This is a genomic window from Amycolatopsis sp. WGS_07 (assembly GCF_045278895.1).
Taxonomy (GTDB): Bacteria; Actinomycetota; Actinomycetes; order Mycobacteriales; family Pseudonocardiaceae; genus Amycolatopsis.
The window spans coordinates 9,327,066-9,349,528 of record NZ_CP136053.1; the positions used below are offsets into that span (position 1 = coordinate 9,327,066).

The window sequence follows — 22,463 nt, forward strand, 5'->3', positions numbered from 1 at the left end:
GCAGCGTGGGGACCAGGAGTGGGGGTTGGTGGGGGAACCGGTGGGGCTTGGTGGGGACACGGGTGGAGCGGGGTGGGGAGCCGCGGTGGAGCCTGGTGGGGGGCGTTGTGGAGCTGGTCGGCCGAACCTGGTGGAGCGACGCGGGGAACGGGCCGCGACCTGCCGGGTGGGGCTCGGTGGGGAGCCTGGCACGACCGCCCGCCCCTCGTCGTGGGGCTGGGTGGGGAGCCGTCCGTGAGGGGAACCCTCACGGACTTGGAGCGAGGACGGGCGCGGCCCGCGACCGTCCACTTCAGACCCGCCGGGTCAGCGCGGCACCAGCTCCATGACCCGCTCCGCCAGCCGGGGACTGTCCACTGGGGACACCGTCACCCACTCCTGCCCGCCGCGCCCCGGCGAGCACACCGTCGAATAGGCCCCGGCGTCCGTGTCGAACCACGTCAGCCCGCCGGCCCGGGCCAGCTTGCCCGCCCGGTCGCGGACGTGGACGGTGAACTGGCCCGCCGCGTACACCGGCCGCGCCTGGATCGCGCGCAGTTCCTCGCCCTGCGCGCCGCCGGGCGGCTCCCCCGCCGCGGGCAGCCGGACGCCGTAGCCCGGGCCCGCCGAGAGTTCGGGCAGCACGTCGACGATCGCCGAGGCCAGTTCGCTCTCCCCGATGTCGCGCAGGCCGATCGTCCGCGCCGGCTGCACCGCAAGCACCGCGTTGCGGCCGCGGAGCGCGGCGACCGCGCGGAACGGTTCGTCGGCGGTCATGTCCGCGAGCGCCTCGCATTCCACGTACCGGTCCGCGTTCGCCAGCACGCGCAGGCTGTGTTCCAAAGCGGCGTCGAGGCGGCCGTCAAAGAGGCCGCGTTCGCCGAGGTTCCGGTAGACCTCCTCGCGGATCGCGGACCGGTCGGCGACGGTCTCCCCCACGCTGCGCACCGCCAGCGGCGCGGGCGGGGCGTCGAGGCCGAGGTCGGCCCAGACGATGTCGAACGCGGACGCCGAAAGGCTGATCAAGCCGGCCCCGTGCCGAGCGGCGGGACCGCGGGGAACTCGCCTTCGGGCAGAAGCCCGCGCAACGCCGCGTCCCGGGTGCGCAGGACGTCGATCGCCTTCTGCCGGGCGGCCTCGGCCTCGGCGCGGCGCTCGTCCATCGCGGACGACAGCCCGGCCAGCTGCAGCACGTTGCCGCTCGCCGCGGCGGAACGGATCATCGCCGCCGGGTCGAACTCGACGGGCGCGGGCATGTCCGCCCGGGCCCGCGCGGCGACTTCGGCCTGTCCCTGCACGGCTTCCCCGACCTTCGCCGACACCACCGAGGTCTCGGCCAGCCAGCCCGAAGCTTTGCCGAGCGCCTTCCGCATCGCGTCGCCGGCGTCGCCCTGCCAGGTTTCCTCGCTGCCCGCGGACAACGCGACCAGCCCGCCGATCGAGTCCTCGAGCCGTTGCGACAGACCGGCCCACCGCGTGCCCGATTCGCCGGCCGCGGCCGGGTCGTTGCCGTCGACCGCCTGCGCGGCGAGCGCCGCGTGGCTGAACGCTTCGTACCGGGCCGTCGGCTCGGGGACCGGGGACGCGGCCGGGGTGTCGGTCACGACTTTCCTCCTCGCACGGGGTTCACGGCAGCTTCGGCTCGAGCAGGCCGGCCACGTCCGACGCCCGCGAGCAGGCGAGCGCGGAGTCGGCGAAGTTCGCGTTGGTGACGTCGACCTGCACGCTCTGCCCGCCGCCGACGTCCAGCAGCACCGCGCAGGTGCCGCGACGGCCGGAGACTTGCAGCGCCTGGTGCGAGCCGACCTCTTTCTTGGTGCGCTTGCCGTCGGAGACGTCGAGGTTGGCCAGGCCGTTGGTTTCGTCGAGGGTGATGGTGAGGCCGAAGGTCGAGGGCACCGACCAGTCGCAGGCGCGCGCCTCGCCGATCGTCTTCGCCTTCCCCTGCACGGTGAGCCCAGCCGACGACCGGTCCTGCGGCGAGAGCAGCGTGCACGGGTCGAGCTTGGCTAGTGAGGGTGCGGACGAGGACGGCGGCGACGCGGGAGTGGGCGCTCCGTCCGCGGGCGCGGCGTGCGAGATGCCGGGCATCCGGCCGCACGAGGCCAGCGAGACCGCCGCCAGCCCGGCGATGCACAGGAGCGCGGCGCGCGCCGCGAAACGGTCAGCCACCGGTGCAGTCCACACCTTCGGCGGCTTCGCTGTCCTGGTCGCGGTATTTCTCCAAGGCACCGCCGATGCGTTTCTTCAGCCCGGCGATTTCCTTCCCGAACGCGGTGAGGCTGTCGACCGCCGAACCGTCGCGGCCGAGGCCGTATTTCGCCATGAACGCGCCGACCTCGCCGGCGTACCCGCCGCCCAGCGGCACCGACCGGCCGAGCACGGCGGCCTCGCGGACCATCTCGCCGACGACGTCCTGCAGTTCGCCGAGCTTCGCGTACGTCGCGGACGCCAGCTCGGGCGTGACCGCGAACCGGCCGCCGGACAGTCCCGGGACCCCGGCTTTCCGTTCCGCCTCGGCCTCGCTCATGCGCGGGTGCACCTCTTCCGACGTCGAACCGTGGTCGGGCGACTTCGTTTCGGAGCATACGACAGTGCATACGGTCAGCGGGATCACCTGAAAATGCCTCATAATCACCCGTAAGAAGGAGTGCCGAGGTGGCTGGGCGTCACCATGAAACGATCTCGGGGTTCCGCCGCCCAGTTCTCCCGGGTTTGACACACTGGGGAGAACGCTGGACAGGCGCGCATCCCCGCCGGTTCCCGTCCAGCTATGCACCGCCAGGAGGTCGAGTGACGTCGAGAATCCAGTCCGCCACCCCAGCCGGACCGCACGGCAACGGGTCCGGACAGCCGCCGTACCCGGCGGTCGAGTCCGCGGACGGGCTGGCGCAGGTCCCGGCGGCCGGGCTCGGCGAACTGCACGACACCGCCCGCCGGATCGCCGCGAACGTCGAACGCGTCCTCGTCGGCAAACCGGACGTCATCCGGATCGCGCTGGTGACCCTCCTGGCCGAGGGTCACCTGCTCGTCGAGGACGTGCCGGGCGTCGGCAAGACCTCGCTCGCGAAGGCGCTCGCGCGCTCGATCGACTGCACCGTCAGCCGCGTCCAGTTCACGCCCGACCTGCTGCCCAGCGACGTCACCGGCGTGTCCATCTACAACCGGCAGACCGGCGAGTTCGAGTTCCGGCCCGGCCCGGTGTTCGCGAACATCGTGGTGGGCGACGAGATCAACCGGGCCTCGCCGAAGACGCAGTCCGCGCTGCTGGAGTGCATGGAAGAGCACCAGGTCACGGTCGACACCAGCACCTACCGGCTGGGCGCGCCGTTCATGGTCATCGCGACGCAGAACCCGATCGAGATGGAGGGCACCTACGCGCTGCCCGAGGCCCAGCGCGACCGGTTCACCGCGCGGGTGTCCATCGGCTACCCCGACCAGCAGGCCGAACTGGCCATGGTCGACGAGCACTCCGGGCACAACCCGCTCGCGGACCTGACCCCGGTGTCCGACGGCGAGACGATGCTGCGGCTGATCGAGACCGTCCGCGGCGTGCACATCGCGCCGGAGGTCCGCCGGTACGCCGTCGACGTCGTGTCGGCGACCCGGCAGGTGCCGGAGATCCGGCTCGGCGCGTCCCCGCGCGCGACGCTGCACCTGGTCCGGGCCGCGCGGGCGCAGGCCGCGCTGTCCGGGCGCGACTACGTGGTGCCCGACGACCTGCACACGGTCGCGGTGCCCGTGCTGGCGCACCGGCTGGTGCTCACCACCGAGGCGCACGCCGCCCGCCGTTCGGCGACCGACGTGGTCCGCGCGGTGCTGCACCGCGTTCCCGTCCCCCAGGGCTCGGCCCGCTGAGGCGCGTCCCGCTACCCGAAACAGGGAATCCGCATGCTGCGCGCGCTGTCCGGCCTCACCACCCGAGGCCGTTGCCTCCTCGCCGCCGGGATCGCGGCCGCGGTGTGCTCGCTGGTGCTCAACGAACGCGATCTGCTGCGGGTCGCGGTGTTCGTGGTCGCCCTGCCGCTGCTGGTCGCCGCCTACATCTCGGCGACCCGGCTGCGCCTCGGCGCGGCCAGGACGCTGCGCCCGGACCGGGTCGCGGCCGGCTCGACCGGCGAGGTCGACCTGGAGCTGTGGCGGAGCGGACGGCTGCCCGGCGGCGAGGTGCTGCTGGAGGACGGCGTGCCGTACGCGCTGGGCACCCGGCCGCGCTTCGTGGTCGAGCGCCTGCCGCACGACCGGCGCGTGCTGCTGCGGTATCCGCTGCGGCCGGGCATGCGCGGGATCCAGCAGGTCGGCCCGCTGCGCGCGACGATCACCGACCCGTTCGGGCTGTGCGAGTTCGAACGCGAGCTGATCGGCCATTCGCGCCTGGTCGTCGTGCCGCGCGTGGTGTCGCTGTGGGGGCTGCCCGGCGGCGCCGGGGCCGGAGCGGGCGACGACGGAAGCGTCCGGCTGCATTCCGGGCAGGGCGAACCGGACGTGATCGTGCGGCACTACCGCACCGGCGACGACATGCGGAAGGTCCACTGGCGTTCGACCGCGCGCCGCGACGAGATCATGGTCCGCATCGAGGAACGCCCGTGGCGCGGCGGCACGACAGTATTGCTGGACCACCGCGCGGCCGCGCACCACGGCAGCGGCCCGGGGGCCAGCCTGGAGTGGGCGGTGTCGTTCGCCGCTTCGGTGGCGCTGCACCTGCGGCGGACCGGACACCGGGTCCGGCTGGTGACCGAGCACGGCGTCTCGCTCGCCGACTCTCCCGCGGACGGCGGCGAGGGCTACGACAACCTGGTGCTCGACGCGCTCGCCGCGCTGCAGCCGGCGCACCAGCGAGACGTCACGCTCGGCCACGACCCGGCCGACGGACAGGAACTGATCGCGATCCTGGGCACGGTGAGCGCGGAATCGGTGCACGAACTGACGCGCTACCGGGCGCGCGGGGTCCGCAGCCTCGCCGTCCTCCTGGACACGCCGAGCTGGGCGGGTTCGGCCTCGCCAGACCACCTGGCCGCGGCGACCGAGGAGTCGGCGGACCTGCTGCGCGGGGCGGGCTGGGGTGTCGTGGTGGCCGGTCCGCAGACGCCGATGCCCGAGGTGTGGGGGCTGCTGTGCCGCGCGGGCACCCACCGGTCGACCGTGATCGGCGGTACGCGATGAGCCCGCTGGCCACCGTCGTGCGCGGTTCTCACCGGGATTGCCGCGCACGAGCACGCAAGGGGAACCGATGACCACCACCGCTCCCCGCCCGTCCGGCGCGCCGCCGATCCCGCACACGCCCACGCCGCAGCCGACCGAACCCCCGCCCGCGTGGCGGAGCAGCGTGCTGCCGCCGGTCGCCGCCGGGCTCGCGACCTTGTGCGCGGCCACCTCGCTGACCAGCGTCGTCTCCGGATGGGCCTGGTTCGGGTACCTCGTCGTGGCCGTCGTGCTGGTCGCGGGCACCGGGCTGGCGCTGCGGTCGCTGCGCGCGCCGACCGTCGTCGCCGGCTTCGGGCAGCTGTTCGTGCTGCTGTTCCTGATCACCGGGGCGTTCACGACCCAGGGCGTGCTCACGATTTTCCCTGGCCCCACTGCTTTCGGCGAGCTGCAGGCCACGCTCACCGCGGCGGCCGATCAGATCCGGATCGGCCTTCCGCCGGTCGACAGCACGCAGCCGATCCTGTGCCTGGTCACGATCGCGGTCGGCCTGGTCGCGGTGCTGGTCGACACGCTCGCCGTCGCCGCCGCGGCACCGGCGGCGACCGGGCTCGTGCTGCTCTGCGTGTACGCGGTGCCGGCGGCGCTGTCGGACGAACTGATGCCGTGGTGGACGTTCGTGCTCGGCGCGGGCGCCTTCGCGTGCCTGCTCGCCCTCGACGGCAACCACCGGCACCGCCGCTGGCGCAACCGCGACGCTCCCGGGTCCGACGGCATGCTGCGGCTCGCGCAAGCACCGGTCGCCGTGGTCAGCTCGGCGATCGTGCTCGGCCTGCTGGGCGGCGGGATCACCCTCGTCGGAACGGTCGGCAAGATCCCGTTCGGCTCGGGTCCGGGCGGCGACGGCGACGGGACCGGCGGGTTCGGCATCGCGCCGTTCACGCAGCTGCGCGGGCTGCTCGACCAGGGCCAGAACACCGAACTGTTCCAGGTCCGCGGCCTCGGCCCGGACCGGCGGCTGATGCGCGCGTTCACCCTCGACACCTACACGCCGAACAAGGGCTGGGGCCTGCGCGCCGGCGGACAGGCGCAGACCGGAGTGCTCGCGAACAGCACGCTGCCCGCCGCGCCCGGCGACGACGGCACCGGCGTGTCGCGGCAGATCCAGATCCAGCCGACGCGCTGGGTCGACAACTGGCTGCCGGTCTACGGCGCCCCGCGCGCGCTCCGGGGCGTGCCGCCGCAGTGGCTGTACGACCGGGTCAGCGGTTCGGTGTTCACCACGACCAGCGAACCCGCGCCGCCGTATGTGGAAACCGCGTCGCTGAAGGAGCCGACCGCCGCGGAATTGCGGGAAGCCGCGCCGAAATCCGACGAGGTGCCCGCGTTCTACACGCGGATCGGCCAGGTCGACAAGCGGGTCGCGGCGCTCACCGAACAGCTCACCGCGGGCAAGACGAACAACTTCGACCGGGCCACCGCGCTGTGGCAGTACTTCAGCGCGCAGAACGGTTTCGTGTACGACACGAAGACCGCCGACGCCACCGACGCCGACGCGCTCGCCGACTTCATCCTCAAGGGAAAACGGGGCTACTGCGAGCAATACGCGTCGGCGATGGCGGTGATGCTGCGGGTCGCACACATCCCGGCGCGGGTCGCGATCGGCTTCACGCCGGGCGTCTCGAAGGGCGACTACCAGTCGATCAGCTCGCAGGACGCGCACGCGTGGGTCGAGGCGTACTTCGGGGACAAGGGCTGGGTCAGCTTCGACCCGACCCCGCTCGCCGACGGACGCGGCATCGTCCCGCCGTACCTGCAGCAGAACACCCAGAACCCGAAGCAGCCCAACGCCACCGACGACCTCCCGACGGCTCCGCGCTCCGCCACCCCGTCGACTGGTGCGTCGCCCGACAAGAACCACGACCAGGCCGCGCCCGCCGCTCCCGCGGACACGACGCCCGACGACAGCTGGCTGACCTGGCTGGCCCTGGCGCTGGCCGTCCTCGGCGCCGCCGCGGTCGCGACGTCGTACTTCCTGCGCCGCCGCCCGCCGCCAGCCGCGGACCTGCCGCCTTCCGGCGTGCCGCCTGGATCCGCTCCCGACGGCGATGTCCTGGTCCGGAACCCGGTCACCGCCCCGACCCCGCTGCGCCTCGCCGCGCTGTGGCTGCCCCTCACCGGAGCCGCCCTGCTGGTAGCCGCGCTCGGTTTGCTGGCCGGAACGCTGTCGTGGTGGTTCGCAGCAGTCGTCGTCTTGGTGCTCGCGGCCATCGGCGGCCCGGCCGCGATCCGGGACCTGATGCGCCGCCGCCACCTCCAGACGATCGCGACGCACTCCCCGGCGCCGCCGACGCGGCCTGGCGCGAGCTGAAAGCCGAGTGCGCCGACCGGGACCTGCCGATCTCCGACAGCGACACGGTCCGGGTGGCAGGCGGGAAGATCGCCGAACGCCACCGCCTTGACGACTCGGGCCGGGAAGCGTTGCGGACTGTGCTCGGCGCGGTGGAACGCAGTTGGTACAGCGACGAAACCACCCCGGACCCGACGCTGGAGCCCGCGTTCGGGCAACTGCGGGACAGCCTGCGCCGCACCGCGCCGCTTTCGCTTCGCGGCCGGTTGTTCCCGAGGTCGATCCTGCGCCGACGGCGGTGATCTCAGCGTTCACGCCGTGAAGAAGTCGATCAGAGCGCGGGCGATCCGGCCGGGAGCGCTTTCCGTCGGGATGTGGTCCGCGCCCGGGATGCGCACGAGCGTGGTCCTCGGGATCTCCGAGGCGAATTTCTCGGCGTACTCGACCTTCTCGAAACTGTCGTCCTCGCCCCAGATCAGCAGCTTGGGCGTCGTGGACCGGCGCAGCGCGGGAATGAGGTCGAGGGTGTAGCGGCTGTCGGCCGCGCCCGCCATGGCGAGCCAGGAGCGGCGGACCCGGGCATCGAGCCACGGGTCCAGGTAGTCGGCGATCAGCTGTTCGGTGGCAGCACCGGCCAGCGCGGACGCCACGGCTCGCCGTCGAGCGGCGATCAGGGCGTCGGCGGTGGTCGCCGCGTCCCGGAACCGCGCCACGTGCGGAGCCGGCCAAGAGTCGTAGGCGACCGAGTTGACCAGGGCCAGCCGCCGAACTTCCAGCAGTTCGCGAGCGAGCAGATGCTGCGCGATGGCGCCGCCGATGTCGTGGCCCGCCACCGCGACCGGCCCGGAGACCCCCAGCGCGGACGCGAAGCGCACCACCCAGTCCGCGAGAGCCGGGACCGTGGCTGTTTCCCGGGTGAGTTCGCCGCCCGAGCGCCCCAGCCCGGGAAGGTCGACCGCGACGGGCCGCAGTCCCGCCTCGGCCAGGCAGCCCAGCACCGGAAGCCACACGCGGCTCCAATACGTCCCGTGCAGCAGCAACACCACCGGGCCGTCCTGCCCCGCGGTCAAATAGCTGGCCGCTTCGCCGTCGACCTCGACCGCGGTCCGCGACACGCCTGTTTCCGTGGTTTCCCTCATCCGGCCATGGTGTCCGCGGCCCGGCTCAGCGCCGAGAGTCGATAAAGACATCCTTGGGTATATTCCTGCCATGACCCGCCATCGGGTGGCAGCCCTGCTCAACCCGCCTCAATCGCCTTTCGAACTCGCCTGCGTCACCGAGGTCTTCGGAACGGTCTGGCAGGACGTCCCCACCCGATACAGCCTCCGGATCTGCGCCGAACACCCCGGTCCGCTGCAGACCACCGCCGGCTACGCGATGCTCGTCGACGCGGGCCTCGAAGCTTTGCGGGAGGCGGACACCGTGATCGTCCCCGGCTGGCAACCGCCCAGCGCGCCGGTGCCGCCGACCGTCCTCGAGGCGCTGCAGGCCGCCCACCAGCGAGGGGCGCGCATCGTCGCCATCTGCACCGGGGCGTTCGTCCTCGCCCGGGCCGGGCTGCTCGACGGCCGTCGCGCCACCACCCACTGGCGCCAAACCGCCCAGCTCGCCGCGGCTTTTCCTGACGTGCAGGTGGACCAGGACGTGCTCTACGTGGACCACGGCGACGTCGCGACCAGCGCGGGAACCGGTGCGGGCATCGACCTGCTGCTGCACCTCGTGCGCTCGGACCACGGCGCGGCCTACGCCGCCCAGATCGCCCGCAACATGGTGCTGCCGCCGCGCCGGGACGGCAGCCAGCCCACCCCCGCCAAGGCAGACGAGTCCCTGGCACCGTTGCTGGAGTGGGCCACCACCCAGCTCGGCACCCCGCTGACCGTCGCCCGGCTCGCCGGACGCGCCGGATTGTCGAGCCGAACGCTAGCCCGGCGGTTCGCCGAACAGCTCGGCACCAGCCCCGGACAGTGGCTGCTCAGCCAGCGCCTCAACGCAGCACGGGCTCTGCTGGAACAGACCGCCCTCCCGGTGGACGCCATCGCGGGCCGGGTCGGACTCGCGTCGGCGGTCAACCTGCGCCGCCATTTCCGGGCACACCTCGGCACCACACCCGGCAACTACCGGCGGATCTTCGGCGAAACCGGTTAGCCGAGGCCCGTGTTCCGGCTCTCCGCGGCCTGGCTTGCCGAGAGGAACGCGACGGCACGATGAGGCGTCCGGATCCGCCAACGAGTGCGGCCACCGCTCGCAGGCAGGTCCCTGTTTGCGGCCCAACTCCAGCTCACCCTCGGTGCAGCGGACCGAACGCCTTTGCCTGGCACCGCGACCAGCTTGCCCGGCTCGATGCGGCGAACCACGCGCCACTAGCCCCGCCACCGCAGCCGAACGCGTTGATCCGCGAGCGTTTCGACCACCGGACCGGCGCAGTCGTATCCGCGCGCAGCCTCACCCGCGACGCGGAGGCCGCAAATCCGTGTCCCGCTAAGCGGTGCGGCCTATGCCCGCGCACGAGAATCCGCGCTCCGCCCCGAGGGGAGAAGCGCGGATTCGCCGTGGAGCTATTGGCCTTCGAAGCGCTGGCGGAAGCGTTCTTCCATGCGCTGGGTGAAGGAGCTTTTGCGGCCGGACGGCTTCCCTCCGCCGCCTCCGTCGTCATGGCTGTCCTTGCCGCCGCTGTCGCTGTGGCGCAGCGACGTCACGGCCATCATGACCCCGAAGAACATCACGAGGAACCCGAGCACGCTGACCACCGGGATGTCGGCGACCCGCAACACCGGGATCACCACACCGAGCACCAGCAGCGCGACGCCCACCACGAACAGGGCGATCCCCTGGATGCGCCGACGGCGCGCGGGTCGGCGCAACCGGGTGCCACGCACCGTGGATGCGAACTTGGGGTCCTCGGCATAGAGCTCGCGCTCGATTTGATCGAGCAGCCGCTGCTCATGCTCGGAGAGTGGCATCTTTCCTCCTCCGGCACAGCTGTCGCGGGCGCCGGGCCGCGCAACGTCCTGGACCCAACAGCCAACCCCAGGCGGGGTGGCACTGTCCAGGATACGAGCCCCGCGCTCGTCCGACTACCCGATCCCCGATCCTGAAATGATCGAATCGGGGGAAATCCCGCCCAACGCGGGTTGACAGTGCGTCACCGCGACGGAAGTCACCCCCTTCGGCCCAGTCCAGGCCCCTCCGCCGCCCCGCCGGCCTCCCCCGGGCGGGGTCCCTCGTCACGGAGAGAAACGGTCCTCAGCCCGACCACCGAGCCCGCTGACGTCCCCCTCGGCAGGATCTTCCGCCGATCGATACCGTCGGCCACTTATTCACTCGCCTGCCGCCCGGCCCGGCAATCCCTCACCGCCCGAACGCCCCGGTCGCGCACTGACTCAGCGCTACTGCCGACCCTTGGTTTCTGGGCGCACCCGGCTCCCTTGCACCGACGCCGATTGCCGATCAAGTGCGCATCTCGGTGAATCGCCCACGGACGCGTCGGACTCCGTCAGCTTCGCCGAGCAGACGGGCGATCGCACGCCGCCGTCGGCCCGGCGAGCGACCTGCTGCGCTGACGCTGCGCAGAACCGCCCTCGCCTAGGCGAGGGCGCGCACCACGGATCGCTCCGCTGCGGACCACGCTTCACTACCGAGACCATCTCGCTGCCCCGCCGGATCACTCTCCTGGCCGGGCCATGGCTTTATCTCCAGGCCAACGGAAATCCCGTTCCGCCAGACTCCGTGCCCCGCACCCTGGACCTCACGCCTCCCGGCATCCCCGTCCCAACCCCGACGAGCCTCACTCCTCCCGGGGAGCCAGCAGCGAAGCGGGCCGGATCGCCGCCGAGCCGAACTTCAGCCGTGCGACGTCCGCTGCTACCTCGGCGTCTCGCCAGCGCGGCTCGTCGTTCTCGAACGACAGCTGCTCTCCTTCGTCGCCCGTGTCGAGGCCTTCCACCCGGACCCCGATCAGGCGGACCGCTCCCGTTGGTGCGTGCTCGGTCAGCAGTTCGACCGCGGTTCGGTGGATGTCGCGGGCCACGTCGGTCGCCGAGAGCACCGTGCGCGCCCGGGTGATCGTGCGGAAGTCGGCGAACCGCACCTTGATCGACACTGTCCGCCCGCGCAGTCCGCGCGACCGGAGCGTCGCCCCGACTCGTTCGGAGAGGCGCAGCAGTTCCAAGCCCAGTTCGGCTCGGTTCACGACGTCGACGTCGAAGGTGTGTTCCGCTCCGATCGACTTCTCCGCCGATTCCGGTTCCACGGCGCGGTCGTCGTGGCCGTTCGCCAAGGCCCAGAGGTGATCTCCGACCGCTCGGCCCACCGCGCGCCGCAGCCGGGCGGGCGGGGTGGCGGCTACGTCCGCGATCGTGTGCCAGCCGTGCTGGCGCAGCTGTTCCTCGGTCCGCTTCCCGACGCCCCACAGCGCGGACACTGGCAGCGGGTGCAGGAAATCCAGCGTCTCGGCCGCGGGGACGATCACCATCCCGTCCGGTTTGGCCATCCCCGAGGCCAGTTTCGCCACGAATTTCACCTTCGCGACGCCAACGGAGCACGCGATCCCGTGTTCCTTCTGCACTCGCTCCCGAATCCGCGCTCCCAGCGCGCCCGGAGTGGTCCCCAGCCGCCGCAGTGCGCCGCCGACGTCCAGGAACGCCTCGTCCAGGCTCAGCGGCTCCACCAGCGGCGTCAGCTGCCGGAAAATCCCCATGACACCGCGCGACACCTCGCCGTACAGCCCTGGCGTCGGCTGGATGCACACGAGCTGGGGACAAAGCCGCTTGGCCGTGGAGAACGGCATGGCCGAGCGCACGCCGAAGCGCCGCGCCGGATAGCTCGCCGCGGCGACGACCGAGCGCGGGCCGCCGCCGGACACGACGACCGGCTGGCCCGCCAGCTCCGGCCGCGTGCGCAGCTCGCACGACACGAAGAAGGCGTCCATGTCCACGTGCAGGATCGGGCAGCCGGTGTCGTCCGGCAGCTCGGTCGCGCCCGTGGTGACGCGGTAGCGGGCCATCCCGCTCGGCAGTTCGGCGTTTCTCCCCACGCCTCCGGACGCTACCCGCCACCACCGACAATTCCGGACGTTCGGGACCTGTCCCCGCCGAACGCGCCTACCTTCCCCGCATGCGCAGGACCTCGAGCTGGATCAAGCTGCTGGTGAACATCGGCGTTGGCCTGGTCATCCTCGGCTTGGTGCTGTTCGACTTCAATCTCGGCCTGCTGCGGAGCGGCGACGCCGTCGTCTGCGGCCAGGAGACCATGCGGCCCGAAGATCGCTGCCGCGAATGGCTCGTCAGCGGACGAGGCGGCAGCAGCGGCGGCCGCGAACTTTCCTACGAAGAGGTGAAAGCCGACAACGCCGCCGACCGAGAACGTGCCGTCAACGGAATCGCCATCGGTTCGCTCGGACTGGTGCTGATCGTCTCCTGCGGCATCGCCACGCTGGCGCGCCGAAGCTGACCGGAGGTTCAGGCCCGCCGGGCGATCGCGTGCAACCGGCCCGCGACGTCGCGCAGTGCGGGCACCGCCGAGGCGGTCAGCTCGAACTCGGCCAGTTCGTCCTCGCGGACCTCGCCCGGCACGACGTCCGAGATCACCCGGTCGCCCTGCAGCAGCGTGACCTCCAGGCCGGCCGCGACCAGCGACTCGGTCAGCCCGGCGCTGTCGTAGCGGCGCAGCACGGTGTCGCCCGCGACCACGCCGTCGGCGCCTTCGAGCAGCCGCTGGGCCTCGGAAATCCGCCCGGCCAGCGCGCGATGCAGCACAGCCGCGGTGCGGTTGGCGACCAGCACCGACACCGCGCCGCCCGGCGAAACCGCCGTGGCGAGCGCGTCGAGCACCGCGCGCGGGTCGTCCACGACCTCCAGCAGGCCGTGCGCCAGCACCAGATCCGCCGATCCGGCCGGGACGTGCGCGCCGAGCGCGTCGGAGTCGTCCGCGATCACCGTGATGCGGTCGGCGACGCCCTCCTCGTCGGCGCGCCGGCGCAGCGTCGCGAGCGCGTTCGGGTTCGGTTCGACCACGGTGACCAGGCATCCGGCCGAGGCGAACGGCACCGCCCAGCCGCCGCTTCCGCCGCCGACGTCGACGACGACCGGCTGCTCCACGCCGCGGGCGCGGGCGGCCCGCAGTTCGGCCTCGAGGGCCCGGCGAACGGCGCCGGAACCCCGGGCGGCCACGGTGTCGGTCTTCATGGCCGACAGGGTAATGGCCGCCGGTCACTTGCCGTGACCCGCGTGGGCGCCGCAGCGGCGTTCGCCACCTTCCGGGCTACCGCCCCGGCGCGCGGCCCGTAGGCTGTGTCGAGTGCACACGGTCGCCGTTCTCAGCCTCAAGGGTGGTGTCGGCAAAACGACGGTCGCGCTCGGTATCGCGTCGGCCGCACTGCGTAGGGGAACCCGCACGCTCTTAGCCGACCTCGACCCGCAGGGCAACGCCACCACCTCGCTCGACCCGCCGTTCACCGACGCGACGCTCGCCGACGTGCTCGAGACGCCCGCGCGGGCCGTTCTCGAACGCGCCATCGCGCCCAGCGTGTGGAGCGAGGAGATCGACGTGCTGGTCGGCGCCGAGGAGCTGGAGTCGCTCAACGAACCCGACTCCGACGGCCGCCGCCTGGAGAACCTCTCCCGCGCGCTCGACGAGCTGCACCAGCACCCGTTGCGCGAAGAACCGTACGAGCTGGCGATCATCGACTGCCCGCCGTCGCTCGGGCGGCTCACCAAATCGGCGCTCGTGGCGGCCGACAGCGCGCTCATTGTGACCGAACCCACAATGTATGCGGTGGCCGGCGCACAGCGCGCGCTCGAGGCGATCGAGCGGATCCGCGAGGACAGCAATCCGTCGCTGCGGCCGATCGGCGTGCTGGTCAACAAGCTGCGCGTGCGGTCGTACGAGCACCAGTTCCGGGTCGCGGAGCTGCGCGAGAACTTCGGCTCCCTGGTGATGCCGACCGCGATCCCGGACCGGCTCGCGGTGCAGCAGGCGCAGGGCGCGTGCAGCCCGATCCACGAGTGGCACTCCCCTGGCGCGCAGGAGATCGCGCTGACCTTCAACATGGTCCTCGCCAAAATCCTGCGCTCCAACCGAGCCGGACGGCACCGCGTGCGCGCCGAGGAAGAAGCCGCGCAGGCGGAAGTTTCGGAAACCGCGGGCTGACCTCGTGCCCGAGGGCGACACCGTATTCCTGGCCGGAAAGCTGCTCGACCGCGCACTCGCCTGGAAAACGTTGGTGCGCGGCCAGTTCCGCCATCCTGAACTGGCCACTGTGGACCTCGCGGGCCGCGAAGTGCACGGCGTCGGCACCGTCGGCAAGCATCTTTTCACCCGCTTCTCCGGCGACCTGACGCTGCACAGCCACCTCAAGATGGACGGCGAATGGAAGATCCAGGCCGCCGGCGCGAAGTGGTCAATGCCCGCCCATCACGCGCGGGTCGTGCTGATGACCGAGGACGTCCAGGCGATCGGTTTCCGGTTGCACGACCTGAAACTGCTGCCCACCGCCGAAGAACACACCCTCGTCGCCCACCTCGGCCCGGACCTGCTGGATCCACAGTGGACAGAGGAGCACGCGGCACTAGCCGCCGCCAATCTCGCCGCGAAACCGGACCGCGAACTCGGCGACGCACTGCTGGACCAGCGGATCATGGCCGGCGTCGGCAACCTGTACAAGTGCGAGATCTCTTTTCTGCTCAGGGTTTCCCCTTGGACCCCAGTGTCCGAAGTGGACCCCGAGCGGGCCGTAGCACTCGCCCGGAAGCTGCTCCTCGCCAACGCGTGGCGCCACGAACAAGCCACCACCGGCGACCTCCGCCGGGGACGGCGCACCTGGGTCTACGAACGCACCCGCCAAGGCTGCTTCCGCTGCGGCGGCCCGCTGCTGGTGCGCCAGCAGGGCGACGGACCGTACCAGCGCCCGACCTGGTGCTGCCCGCGCTGCCAGCCCGGCCCGGTCCCGCCGGACGGACCGCCGCGCAAATGATGTTGCCGGACCGAGAGGTTCGCGGTTAGCGTGGCAGTACACGAGAGAGGAGGTGGTCCTAAGTTGTATTCACACAGGACTCGTGAGGTGGCTGTCCGCTAGCGGATGGCACGTGTTGGGACTTTGAGCAGCGATACAGCAAGAGCCACCTTCGGCTCATCGCCTGCTTCACGTGCTGCCTGCTGACGAATACCAGGCAGTCACCGGGTTCCCGGGGTTCTCGAGCACCGGTCCGGCTCGAGCCTGGACGCTGACGGCGTCCAGGAGGCGCCCCGGGAATTTCCATGACCGCCCGGCGATCACCCGTCACGGGGAGGGCGGGAAATCGCTAGGCTTGGGGAATGCTCAGGCCGGACTACCCGATCAGCACCGAACGCCTGCTCCTCCGCCCGTTCCGGGACGACGATCTCGATGCCCTGAACTCGTTCCAGTCCCGCGCGGACGTCGTCCGCTACCTCTACTGGGGCCCGCGCAGCCGCGCGGAATCCGCGGCCGCGCTCGCGAAGCGCGTGCACAGCGCGACCCTGTCGGACGAAGGCCAGATCCTCGCCGTAGCGGTAGAACTCGCCGAAACCGGACAGCTCATCGGCGATCTCAACCTCGAATACCTCAGCGCCGAACACCGCCAAGGCGAGATCGGCTTCGTCTTCCACCCCGACTACCACGGAAAAGGCCTGGCACTGGAAGCCACCCGCGAACTCCTGCGGCTGGGCTTCGAAGACCTGGGCCTGCACCGAGTCATCGGCCGCTGCGACGGCCGCAACACCGCGTCGGCGGCCCTGATGGAACGCCTGGGCATGCGCCAGGAAGCACGGCTGCGGGAAAACGAGATCGTCAAGGGCGAATGGACCGACGAACTGGTCTACGCCATGCTGGAAGACGAGTGGAAAGCCGGAGTCGCCCAGGCGGTGTGATGCCCCCGCCGGGACTTTTCGCCGGTTGGTCCCGCTTTGCGCTGCCCGCCCGGAGAGAATCACGGCCCCGGGCGGCGAACCGTGGCTTGGCCCCAAGCTGACACCCGACCCCCGACTCGGGCGGCTAACCGTCCGTGAGGGGAACCCTCACGGAATCAGAGTCCCTCAGGGTTCCCTCACGACCCTCGCCAACCCCGGCAAGGTTCCGTGAGGGACTCCTTCACGGACCTAGATTCCCTCAAGGAGTCCTTCACGCCCCGCCCGGCCCGGTCGGCACCCCAATGCGGCATTGGGTGCGCCCCACGCACCGAACGCCACGTTGGGTGCGCGAGATGCACCGAACGCCACATTGGGGCGCTAGCCCCACCCCACCAAGAACCGCAGCCGACGCACCCAACGATCGAGGCACCCAGCCCCGCCAAGAACCGCCGCCGGTGCACTCAACCATCGAGGCACCCAGCCCCACCCCCGCACCCCGATACGAAGCCTCCCTGCGGTCTGGGGGTGCTTGTCAAGGCATCTTTCCCGCCTTGACAAGCACCCCCAGACCGTCAGCACACTCAGGCTTCGGGGTGCCCCACGCAAGCCCCCCACAGCAATGTCGCCCCCCAGGGCGACGAGCCAACCAGGAGTCCCACACCACACGAACGGACGGCCCCACCACCCCCACCACCCCCAATACGGCAGCATGGACGACGTGCTCTTCGACAGGATCGTCCGCCCAGCGATGTACCGGCTCGCCTACCACGACCCCGAGCTAGTCCACGAACGCACAGTCACCCTCCTGAGCCGCGCAGGCACCGCCCTCCGCCCCCTCACCAAGGCGTACCGAACCGACGATCCCACCACCGTCCTAGGCCTCACCTTCCCGAACAGAATCGGCCTAGCCGCAGGCATGGACAAAAACGGCCGAGCCCTCCACGCCTGGCCCGCCTTGGGCTTCGGTTTCGTCGAAGTAGGCACAGTCACCCGCCACCCCCAACCAGGCAACCCGAAACCACGCCTGTTCAGCCTCCCAGCCACCGACGGCGTCATCAACCGCATGGGCTTCAACAACGACGGCGCCCAAGCCCTAGCCGACCGCCTGGCCGCGCACGGGAAACCCGCGGTACCGCTGGGAATCAGCATCGGCAAGTCCAAAGTAACGCCGCTGGACGAAGCAGTAGAGGACTACCGCTACTCCCTCCGCACCCTGCACCCCTACGCCGACTACTTCGCGATCAACGTCAGCTCCCCGAACACCCCGGGTCTCCGCGCGCTGCAAGACAAAGCCGCCCTCGCCGAACTCCTCGCCGAACTGCGCAAGACCGGCACCGAGCTAGGCGGCGACACCCCCTGCTGGTGAAGGTCGCCCCCGACCTCACCGACGACGCCCTCGCCGAACTGCTCGAGGTCTGCCTGGAACACGGCGTCGCCGGAATCATCGCGACCAACACGACACTCTCCCGCGAGGGCATCGCCCCGGCCGAAGCCGCGCTTGCCTCGGAAGCCGGCGGGCTGTCCGGCCGCCCGTTGACCAACCGCTCGGCCGAAGTCGTCCGCTTCGTGCACGAGAAAACCGAAGGCAAACTGCCCATCATCGGTGTGGGCGGCATCCTCGGCCCGGACGACGCGCGCCGGATGCTCGACGCCGGGGCCAGCCTCGTCCAGATCTACACCGGCTTCGCCTTGCACGGCCCCGGGCTGGTCCGCCGCGTCGGCCGCGGGCTCGCCTCCCGGTAACGAAAACGAGTCCTCTCCGGCAAAGCGCCGGAGAGGACTCGACCGCGGGATGACACGTACTGAGGTCAGCCGGGGAACCGCGGCCCGCCCGTGCTGACGAACCGCAGGTAGCCCCGCCACGACGCGTACCGGTCCAGACCTTCGCCGTCCGCCGCGGCCTCGGGTTCGCACAGCACCGCGAGCGGCGAACTCCCGTCCTCCAGCTCGACCCGGCCCAGCACGAACGGCGCCGCCAGCCCGGCCGCGAACCGGCCGAACGCCGCCGGGGACAGCCGCCAGCGTTCACCGTCCACGCCGGCCGAACCGGGGATCACGCCGGGCTGCGGCGGGGTGACGTCCGAGAGCAGCACCATCCGGTAGCGCTCCGCGGTCCGGACCAGACCACCGAACCGAGCCCCGTGCAGTTCGTCGTGCAACGGCTGGCCGCACAGGTGCGCGCCGAACACCACGACGTCAATGCTCTCGCTCGGATAAGGATCCGGAGACTGCTCGCCGGTCAGCACCGAGGCGAGGTCGAGGCCGATCTGGTCCTCGAACGCCCTTGTCACCACCGTGATCCCGTACGGCCGCCGGTCTACCGGCACGGTCACCGCGGCGAGGTCGAGGGCGTTCAGCGTCGCTTCCTGGACATCGACGGTCGGCAGGAGAAGCGCCTCCAGCTCCGCCATCAGCGAGCGGGCCGCAAGGGCGTCTCCGGCCCCGTAGACCGCGCTGACGTCCACCGGCACCAGCACCGCGCCCGAAGCCTCCAAAGACGCTGCGGCGACGTCGAAAGCCCTCCTCGCGGGCAGCGGGAGGCTGGCGGCGTCGGGGATGCCGAGGCGAGGCCGCTGCCCGGCGCCGAGGCGGACGTCGGCGGGCCATTCTCGGGCCGCCGGGTCCAGGCTGCCGAGCATCGCCGCGACGGCCCGCTGGCCGGTCGCGAGGCGGTGCGCGGACACCGAAACGGTCTTCCCCGGAATCAGCCCCGGTGTCGGCTTGAGGCTGATCACCCCGGGCGGCGCGGCGATTTCCCGCGCGGACGTATTCAGGACCAGGTCGACGATCTCCAGGCCGACGACCGTGTTTTCCGGGTCCGGGACCGTCGTTCCGAGCAGGACCGCGCCGGCGTCGGTCAGGCGCGCGGCCACCGGCGGGCCGTCGACGTCGGCCGCGCAGACGGTTCCGGCGAGCGGGAGGTCCTCTCCGGCGTGCACGCGTTCGTCAACGGTTTTCGCTTCGACGAGCACTTCCTCCATCGTGCGCACCGCGGCCCAGAGTCCGGGACGGTCGGCTTTCGCCAGCCGCTCGAACGCGGTGCGCACCCGCTCGTGCGAGCTGGGCGGAGGGACGGGAACAGGATCAGGTTCCGGCGGGAGCGTAGTCACGAGGGCGTCCTTTCCTCGGCGGGATCGGAGGAGTCCACTGTGTACGTCCGGCGCCGCGAACCTCAGCCCGCGACGCCGGGCCTGGCGGGTGCCAACACCGACCTCATGAGAAAAACGTTAAACCGCAGACGTTTCCGTCACCAGCAGGATCGGATTACGCGATTGTTGCGGTGTGCGGGGAAACTCACGCACCGTCGCGGCCGGACTGTCCCGTTGCGCCGACCGGAATCCCAAACTCGGCCATCAGGACGGCATTTCGGCCCGGTCGCCGCGATTCCCGGAACCGGCGCGGCGCCGCGCACCCGGACCACATTCACCCCGGGATCGGGCGTTTCGCGGCGGATTACCCCGTCGCGGGACGCGGATCAGCAGGTCAGCCGAGATCTTTCAGGGCCAGCGCCAGCCCGGCGAGCCGGTCCGTCGCGTCCGTCAGCGCTTCGCGGGACGTGACCATCCCGTCACTGCTCGCCGCCACCGCGCGACCGGCCGCGGCGACCAAGCCGCCGTAGCCTTCGAGGCCGTCGTCGAGCTGTTCGCGCAGCTTCGACACCGCCGCCTGCAACGCGGAACGTTCACGCTCCGGCGCGGAATTGCGGCCCCGTTCGATGGCCTGGATCCGGTCCGCCAGACCGCGCAGCGCACGGGCGGCCTCGTCGGCCGTCGCGCGGGCATCGGCGACCGAGACCTCGGGAACCGCGGTGGTGCCCAGTGAAGTCGGCACCGAAAGCTGGCGCAGGAGTTCGCGCAGCGAAGCCTCCGACTCGGCCAGCCGTTCCATCGGCTCGCGCGCCGCGGACCCGGCCGCGGGCAGCGGCGGCGGACCGCTGGGAGCGGCGGGAAGTTCAGTCTTCTTCAGCTCGCGCAACCGCATTCCGGTGCGGACGCTGAACGTGCCGAACACCAGCGTGGCGAATCCGGAGAACACCGCCTGCCCGATCTCCGGACCGGCGACCGCTCCGCCGAGCAGGCCGGTGGCGGTGAGCACGGTGAGGATCCCGAGCAGGATCGTGATCAGGACCCACAGGGTCAGCACACGCGAGGTGCGGCGGATCCGGCGCTGGTGCTTCGCGCTGGGCTCGTTCCAGCGCTGCCATTTCGCGCGGACCTCGGCGACCGCGGGCACCTGCCCGGCCACCGCGGAAAACGCGGCAGAGGCCGAAGGAGCCGACGGGCGGCGCGGCACCGGCGGCGAGGCCGGACGCTGCTGGGTCCGGCCGTTCTGCTGCGGCTTCCCGCCGGCCTCCTCGGCCGGCGGGAAGTACCGCTGCAGCTTTTCCTGGGCGCGCTGGGCGTAGTCGGGCAACCGCTCGATGTGCTTCTCGAGCTTGGCGTTGAACTCGCTGAAGTCCCGCCGCTTGGTCATCCGCCCGCCCCCTGCGCTGCCCGTGCCCGGCCGGTCAGGCCGGGTTCTTGCCCTGTTCGGCCTGCACGCGGGCCTGGATCTCCCGCTGGATGTCGCCCGAGGCCGGAGCCGGCTTGGCCGCCGCCGCACCCGCGGAGGCACCGCCGTCGGTGACCTGCGCGACCGAATCGCCGCGCATCGACGCGCGGATCTGCTCCAGCCGCGAGTGGCCCGCCATCTGGGTGGCCGACTCCTGGACCTCCATCATGCGGCCCTGCACCGAGTTCTGCGCCAGCTCGGCCGAGCCGAGCGCGGTGGTGTAGCGCTTCTCGATCTTGTCCCGGACCTCTTCCAGCGACGGCGTGTTGCCCGGCGCGGCCAGCTGGCTCATCTGGTTCAGCGAGGCGGAGACCTGCTCCTGCATCTTCGCCTGCTCCAGCTGCGAGAGCAGCTTGGTGCGCTCGGCCAGCTTCTGCTGCAGCATCGTCGCGTTGCGCTCGACCGCCTGCTTGGCCTGCGCGGCGGCCTGCAGCGACTGGTCGTGCAGCGTCTTGAGGTCTTCGATGCTCTGCTCGGCGGTGACCAGCTGCGCGGCGAAGCTCTCCGCCGCGGTCTCGAACTGGGTGGCCTTCGCCTCGTCGCCCTGGCTGCGGGCCTCGTCGGCCAGCACCAGCGCCTGGCGCGTCGAGGCCTGGAGCTTCTCGACCTCGCCGAGCTGGCGGTTGAGCTTCATCTCCAGCTGCCGCTGGTTGCCGATCACGGAGGCGGCCTGCTGCGTCAGCGCCTGGTGGTTGCGCTGCGCCTCCTCGATGGCCTGCTGGATCTGTACCTTCGGGTCGGCGTGCTCGTCGATCTTCGACGAGAACGCCGCCATCATGTACTTCCAGAACTTCACGAACGGGTTGGCCATCTCCTCCGCCTGCCTTCTTGCGTCCCACGGGCCCTGATTGCTTCGGGGCGGGGCGTCGCTCCCCTAGTCGCACAACGTACCGACCCCGGCGTTGGGTTCCATCGTGTCAGGTCGGCCTCCGCCGTTCCAGGCGACCCCGGGGGAATTCAGGGTCAGCCCTGACCGGCGGTCGGGTCCGGCCCGGAGGGGACCCCGCGCACGCCGACGGCCCCGGGGGCGATCCCCGGGGCCGTGCAGCGGATCGATGCTCGCGTTACGCCGCGATCGTGGACGCCAGCTTCGGCGCGCCGATCGTGGTCCGCAGCGTGGTGTTCATCCGCGGAGCGGGCTGCAGCCGCAGGTCGGAGAGGTCGTCGCCGATCAGCTCCGAGACCAGGCGGCCGCCCTCGAACCCGGCCTCGCCGCGGTCGGGCACCGTCTCGCGCGGTGCGGTCTCCACGTCCTCGACCACCGGTGCGACCTCGACCTTGTCGAGGGCCGACACGTCGGCGGCGACCTTGTGCAGCAGCTCGCCCAGCGGCAGCTCCAGCGCCTCGCAAATGGACGCCAGCAGCTCGCTGGAAGCTTCCTTCTGGCCGCGCTCGACCTCGGACAGGTAGCCGAGGCTCACCCGGGCGGCGCGGGAGATGTCACGCAGCGTCCGACGCTGGTTGGTGCGGGCATGACGGAGCCGATCACCGATCGCCTCGCGCAACAGCACGGTCATCACGCGCCTCCCTTCCCGAACTGGTGCCTCCTACGTTACCCAGAGCGGCGCCCCGAGTGCAG

19 protein-coding genes and 2 pseudogenes are annotated in these 22,463 nt (G+C 71.5%); 9 read left to right on the forward strand and 12 right to left on the reverse strand.

Annotated elements, in window-relative coordinates:
- Window positions 1-306: 306 nt before the first annotated feature.
- From RPX00_RS43830 to RPX00_RS43845, 4 genes are read right to left on the reverse strand one after another with little or no spacing between them, the layout of a single operon-like run.
- Complete coding sequence (locus tag RPX00_RS43830) at window positions 307-1,005, reverse strand: ESX secretion-associated protein EspG (RefSeq protein WP_406634775.1); 699 nt, start codon at window positions 1,003-1,005, stop codon at window positions 307-309.
- Complete coding sequence (locus RPX00_RS43835; RefSeq protein WP_406634777.1) at window positions 1,002-1,583, reverse strand: PE-PGRS family protein; 582 nt, start codon at window positions 1,581-1,583, stop codon at window positions 1,002-1,004. Before RPX00_RS43835 ends, RPX00_RS43830 begins: the two co-directional genes overlap by 4 nt.
- A 22-nt stretch (window positions 1,584-1,605) precedes the next feature.
- Window positions 1,606-2,151: a DUF3558 domain-containing protein gene (locus RPX00_RS43840; protein ID WP_406634779.1), complete on the reverse strand. Its 546-nt coding sequence runs from the start codon at window positions 2,149-2,151 to the stop codon at window positions 1,606-1,608.
- The gene (locus RPX00_RS43845; RefSeq protein ID WP_406634781.1) at window positions 2,144-2,509 is read right to left on the reverse strand and encodes a hypothetical protein; all 366 of its coding nucleotides are present in this window, start codon (window positions 2,507-2,509) and stop codon (window positions 2,144-2,146) included. The genes RPX00_RS43840 and RPX00_RS43845 overlap by 8 nt, the downstream gene beginning before the upstream one ends.
- 263 nt (window positions 2,510-2,772) lie before the next feature.
- Between RPX00_RS43845 and RPX00_RS43850 the strand changes: the two genes are divergently transcribed.
- The 3 genes and pseudogenes from RPX00_RS43850 to RPX00_RS43860 all read left to right on the forward strand — a co-directional run bounded on the left by RPX00_RS43850 (window position 2,773) and on the right by RPX00_RS43860 (window position 7,773).
- On the forward strand, window positions 2,773-3,837 hold the full coding sequence (locus RPX00_RS43850; RefSeq protein ID WP_378299266.1) for an AAA family ATPase: 1,065 nt from the start codon (window positions 2,773-2,775) through the stop codon (window positions 3,835-3,837).
- A gap of 33 nt (window positions 3,838-3,870) precedes the next feature.
- A complete protein-coding gene (locus RPX00_RS43855) occupies window positions 3,871-5,142 on the forward strand; it encodes a DUF58 domain-containing protein (protein WP_406634783.1) in 1,272 nt (423 codons plus the stop codon).
- A gap of 67 nt (window positions 5,143-5,209) precedes the next feature.
- A pseudogene (locus tag RPX00_RS43860) lies at window positions 5,210-7,773 on the forward strand (transglutaminaseTgpA domain-containing protein).
- 9 nt (window positions 7,774-7,782) lie between these two features.
- Here RPX00_RS43860 and RPX00_RS43865 read toward each other — a convergent pair.
- Window positions 7,783-8,610, reverse strand: coding sequence for an alpha/beta fold hydrolase (locus tag RPX00_RS43865; protein ID WP_406634785.1), 828 nt, complete (start codon window positions 8,608-8,610; stop codon window positions 7,783-7,785).
- 70 nt (window positions 8,611-8,680) lie between these two features.
- Between RPX00_RS43865 and RPX00_RS43870 the strand changes: the two genes are divergently transcribed.
- Complete coding sequence (locus RPX00_RS43870) at window positions 8,681-9,616, forward strand: GlxA family transcriptional regulator (protein WP_406634787.1); 936 nt, start codon at window positions 8,681-8,683, stop codon at window positions 9,614-9,616.
- A 410-nt stretch (window positions 9,617-10,026) separates the two neighbouring features.
- Here RPX00_RS43870 and RPX00_RS43875 read toward each other — a convergent pair whose 3' ends face one another.
- Window positions 10,027-10,431, reverse strand: a complete 405-nt coding sequence (locus tag RPX00_RS43875; RefSeq protein ID WP_378299272.1) for a DUF3040 domain-containing protein — start codon at window positions 10,429-10,431, stop codon at window positions 10,027-10,029.
- Window positions 10,432-11,255: 824 nt separating this feature from the next.
- The gene (gene dinB, locus RPX00_RS43880) at window positions 11,256-12,473 is read right to left on the reverse strand and encodes a DNA polymerase IV (protein WP_406643293.1); all 1,218 of its coding nucleotides are present in this window, start codon (window positions 12,471-12,473) and stop codon (window positions 11,256-11,258) included.
- 110 nt (window positions 12,474-12,583) lie between these two features.
- Between dinB and RPX00_RS43885 the strand changes: the two genes are divergently transcribed.
- The gene (locus RPX00_RS43885; protein ID WP_406634790.1) at window positions 12,584-12,919 is read left to right on the forward strand and encodes a hypothetical protein; all 336 of its coding nucleotides are present in this window, start codon (window positions 12,584-12,586) and stop codon (window positions 12,917-12,919) included.
- 8 nt (window positions 12,920-12,927) lie between these two features.
- Here RPX00_RS43885 and RPX00_RS43890 read toward each other — a convergent pair whose 3' ends face one another.
- Entirely contained in the window at window positions 12,928-13,653 is a 726-nt protein-coding gene (locus tag RPX00_RS43890; protein ID WP_406634792.1) for a methyltransferase domain-containing protein, read from the reverse strand.
- 112 nt (window positions 13,654-13,765) lie between these two features.
- Between RPX00_RS43890 and RPX00_RS43895 the strand changes: the two genes are divergently transcribed.
- From RPX00_RS43895 to RPX00_RS43910, 4 genes and pseudogenes are all read left to right on the forward strand, one after another.
- A complete protein-coding gene (locus RPX00_RS43895; protein ID WP_406634794.1) occupies window positions 13,766-14,617 on the forward strand; it encodes a ParA family protein in 852 nt (283 codons plus the stop codon).
- 4 nt (window positions 14,618-14,621) lie between these two features.
- Complete coding sequence (locus RPX00_RS43900) at window positions 14,622-15,440, forward strand: DNA-formamidopyrimidine glycosylase family protein (protein ID WP_406634796.1); 819 nt, start codon at window positions 14,622-14,624, stop codon at window positions 15,438-15,440.
- 341 nt (window positions 15,441-15,781) lie between these two features.
- On the forward strand, window positions 15,782-16,354 hold the full coding sequence (locus tag RPX00_RS43905) for a GNAT family N-acetyltransferase (protein ID WP_406634798.1): 573 nt from the start codon (window positions 15,782-15,784) through the stop codon (window positions 16,352-16,354).
- Between the two features lie 697 nt (window positions 16,355-17,051).
- Window positions 17,052-18,076 (forward strand): annotated as a pseudogene (locus tag RPX00_RS43910) (quinone-dependent dihydroorotate dehydrogenase).
- 65 nt (window positions 18,077-18,141) lie between these two features.
- Here the strand turns inward: RPX00_RS43910 and RPX00_RS43915 are convergent.
- The 4 genes from RPX00_RS43915 to RPX00_RS43930 all read right to left on the reverse strand — a co-directional run bounded on the left by RPX00_RS43915 (window position 18,142) and on the right by RPX00_RS43930 (window position 22,401).
- Window positions 18,142-19,443, reverse strand: coding sequence for a hypothetical protein (locus RPX00_RS43915; protein WP_406634800.1), 1,302 nt, complete (start codon window positions 19,441-19,443; stop codon window positions 18,142-18,144).
- 373 nt (window positions 19,444-19,816) lie between these two features.
- Window positions 19,817-20,806: a phage shock envelope stress response protein PspM gene (pspM, locus tag RPX00_RS43920; RefSeq protein ID WP_406634802.1), complete on the reverse strand. Its 990-nt coding sequence runs from the start codon at window positions 20,804-20,806 to the stop codon at window positions 19,817-19,819.
- Window positions 20,807-20,840: 34 nt separating this feature from the next.
- Window positions 20,841-21,695 (reverse strand): PspA/IM30 family protein, encoded by an 855-nt coding sequence (locus tag RPX00_RS43925; protein ID WP_378299289.1) that lies wholly within the window; start codon window positions 21,693-21,695, stop codon window positions 20,841-20,843.
- 253 nt (window positions 21,696-21,948) lie between these two features.
- Window positions 21,949-22,401, reverse strand: coding sequence for a helix-turn-helix domain-containing protein (locus RPX00_RS43930; RefSeq protein WP_378299291.1), 453 nt, complete (start codon window positions 22,399-22,401; stop codon window positions 21,949-21,951).
- Window positions 22,402-22,463: the final 62 nt, after the last annotated feature.

Excerpts from the sequence above, each read along its gene's own strand:
- RPX00_RS43875 (WP_378299272.1), bottom strand. The coding sequence starts at position 10,431 with ATGCCACTCTCCGAGCATGAGCAGCGGCTGCTCGATCAAATCGAGCGC.
- dinB (WP_406643293.1), bottom strand. The coding sequence starts at position 12,473 with ATGGCCCGCTACCGCGTCACCACGGGCGCGACCGAGCTGCCGGACGAC.
- RPX00_RS43855 (WP_406634783.1), top strand. The coding sequence starts at position 3,871 with ATGCTGCGCGCGCTGTCCGGCCTCACCACCCGAGGCCGTTGCCTCCTC.
- RPX00_RS43885 (WP_406634790.1), top strand. The coding sequence starts at position 12,584 with ATGCGCAGGACCTCGAGCTGGATCAAGCTGCTGGTGAACATCGGCGTT.
- RPX00_RS43905 (WP_406634798.1), top strand. The coding sequence starts at position 15,782 with ATGCTCAGGCCGGACTACCCGATCAGCACCGAACGCCTGCTCCTCCGC.
- RPX00_RS43890 (WP_406634792.1), bottom strand. The coding sequence starts at position 13,653 with ATGAAGACCGACACCGTGGCCGCCCGGGGTTCCGGCGCCGTTCGCCGG.
- RPX00_RS43845 (WP_406634781.1), bottom strand. The coding sequence starts at position 2,509 with ATGAGCGAGGCCGAGGCGGAACGGAAAGCCGGGGTCCCGGGACTGTCC.
- RPX00_RS43930 (WP_378299291.1), bottom strand. The coding sequence starts at position 22,401 with ATGACCGTGCTGTTGCGCGAGGCGATCGGTGATCGGCTCCGTCATGCC.
- RPX00_RS43925 (WP_378299289.1), bottom strand. The coding sequence starts at position 21,695 with ATGGCCAACCCGTTCGTGAAGTTCTGGAAGTACATGATGGCGGCGTTC.
- RPX00_RS43865 (WP_406634785.1), bottom strand. The coding sequence starts at position 8,610 with ATGAGGGAAACCACGGAAACAGGCGTGTCGCGGACCGCGGTCGAGGTC.
- RPX00_RS43870 (WP_406634787.1), top strand. The coding sequence starts at position 8,681 with ATGACCCGCCATCGGGTGGCAGCCCTGCTCAACCCGCCTCAATCGCCT.
- pspM (WP_406634802.1), bottom strand. The coding sequence starts at position 20,806 with ATGACCAAGCGGCGGGACTTCAGCGAGTTCAACGCCAAGCTCGAGAAG.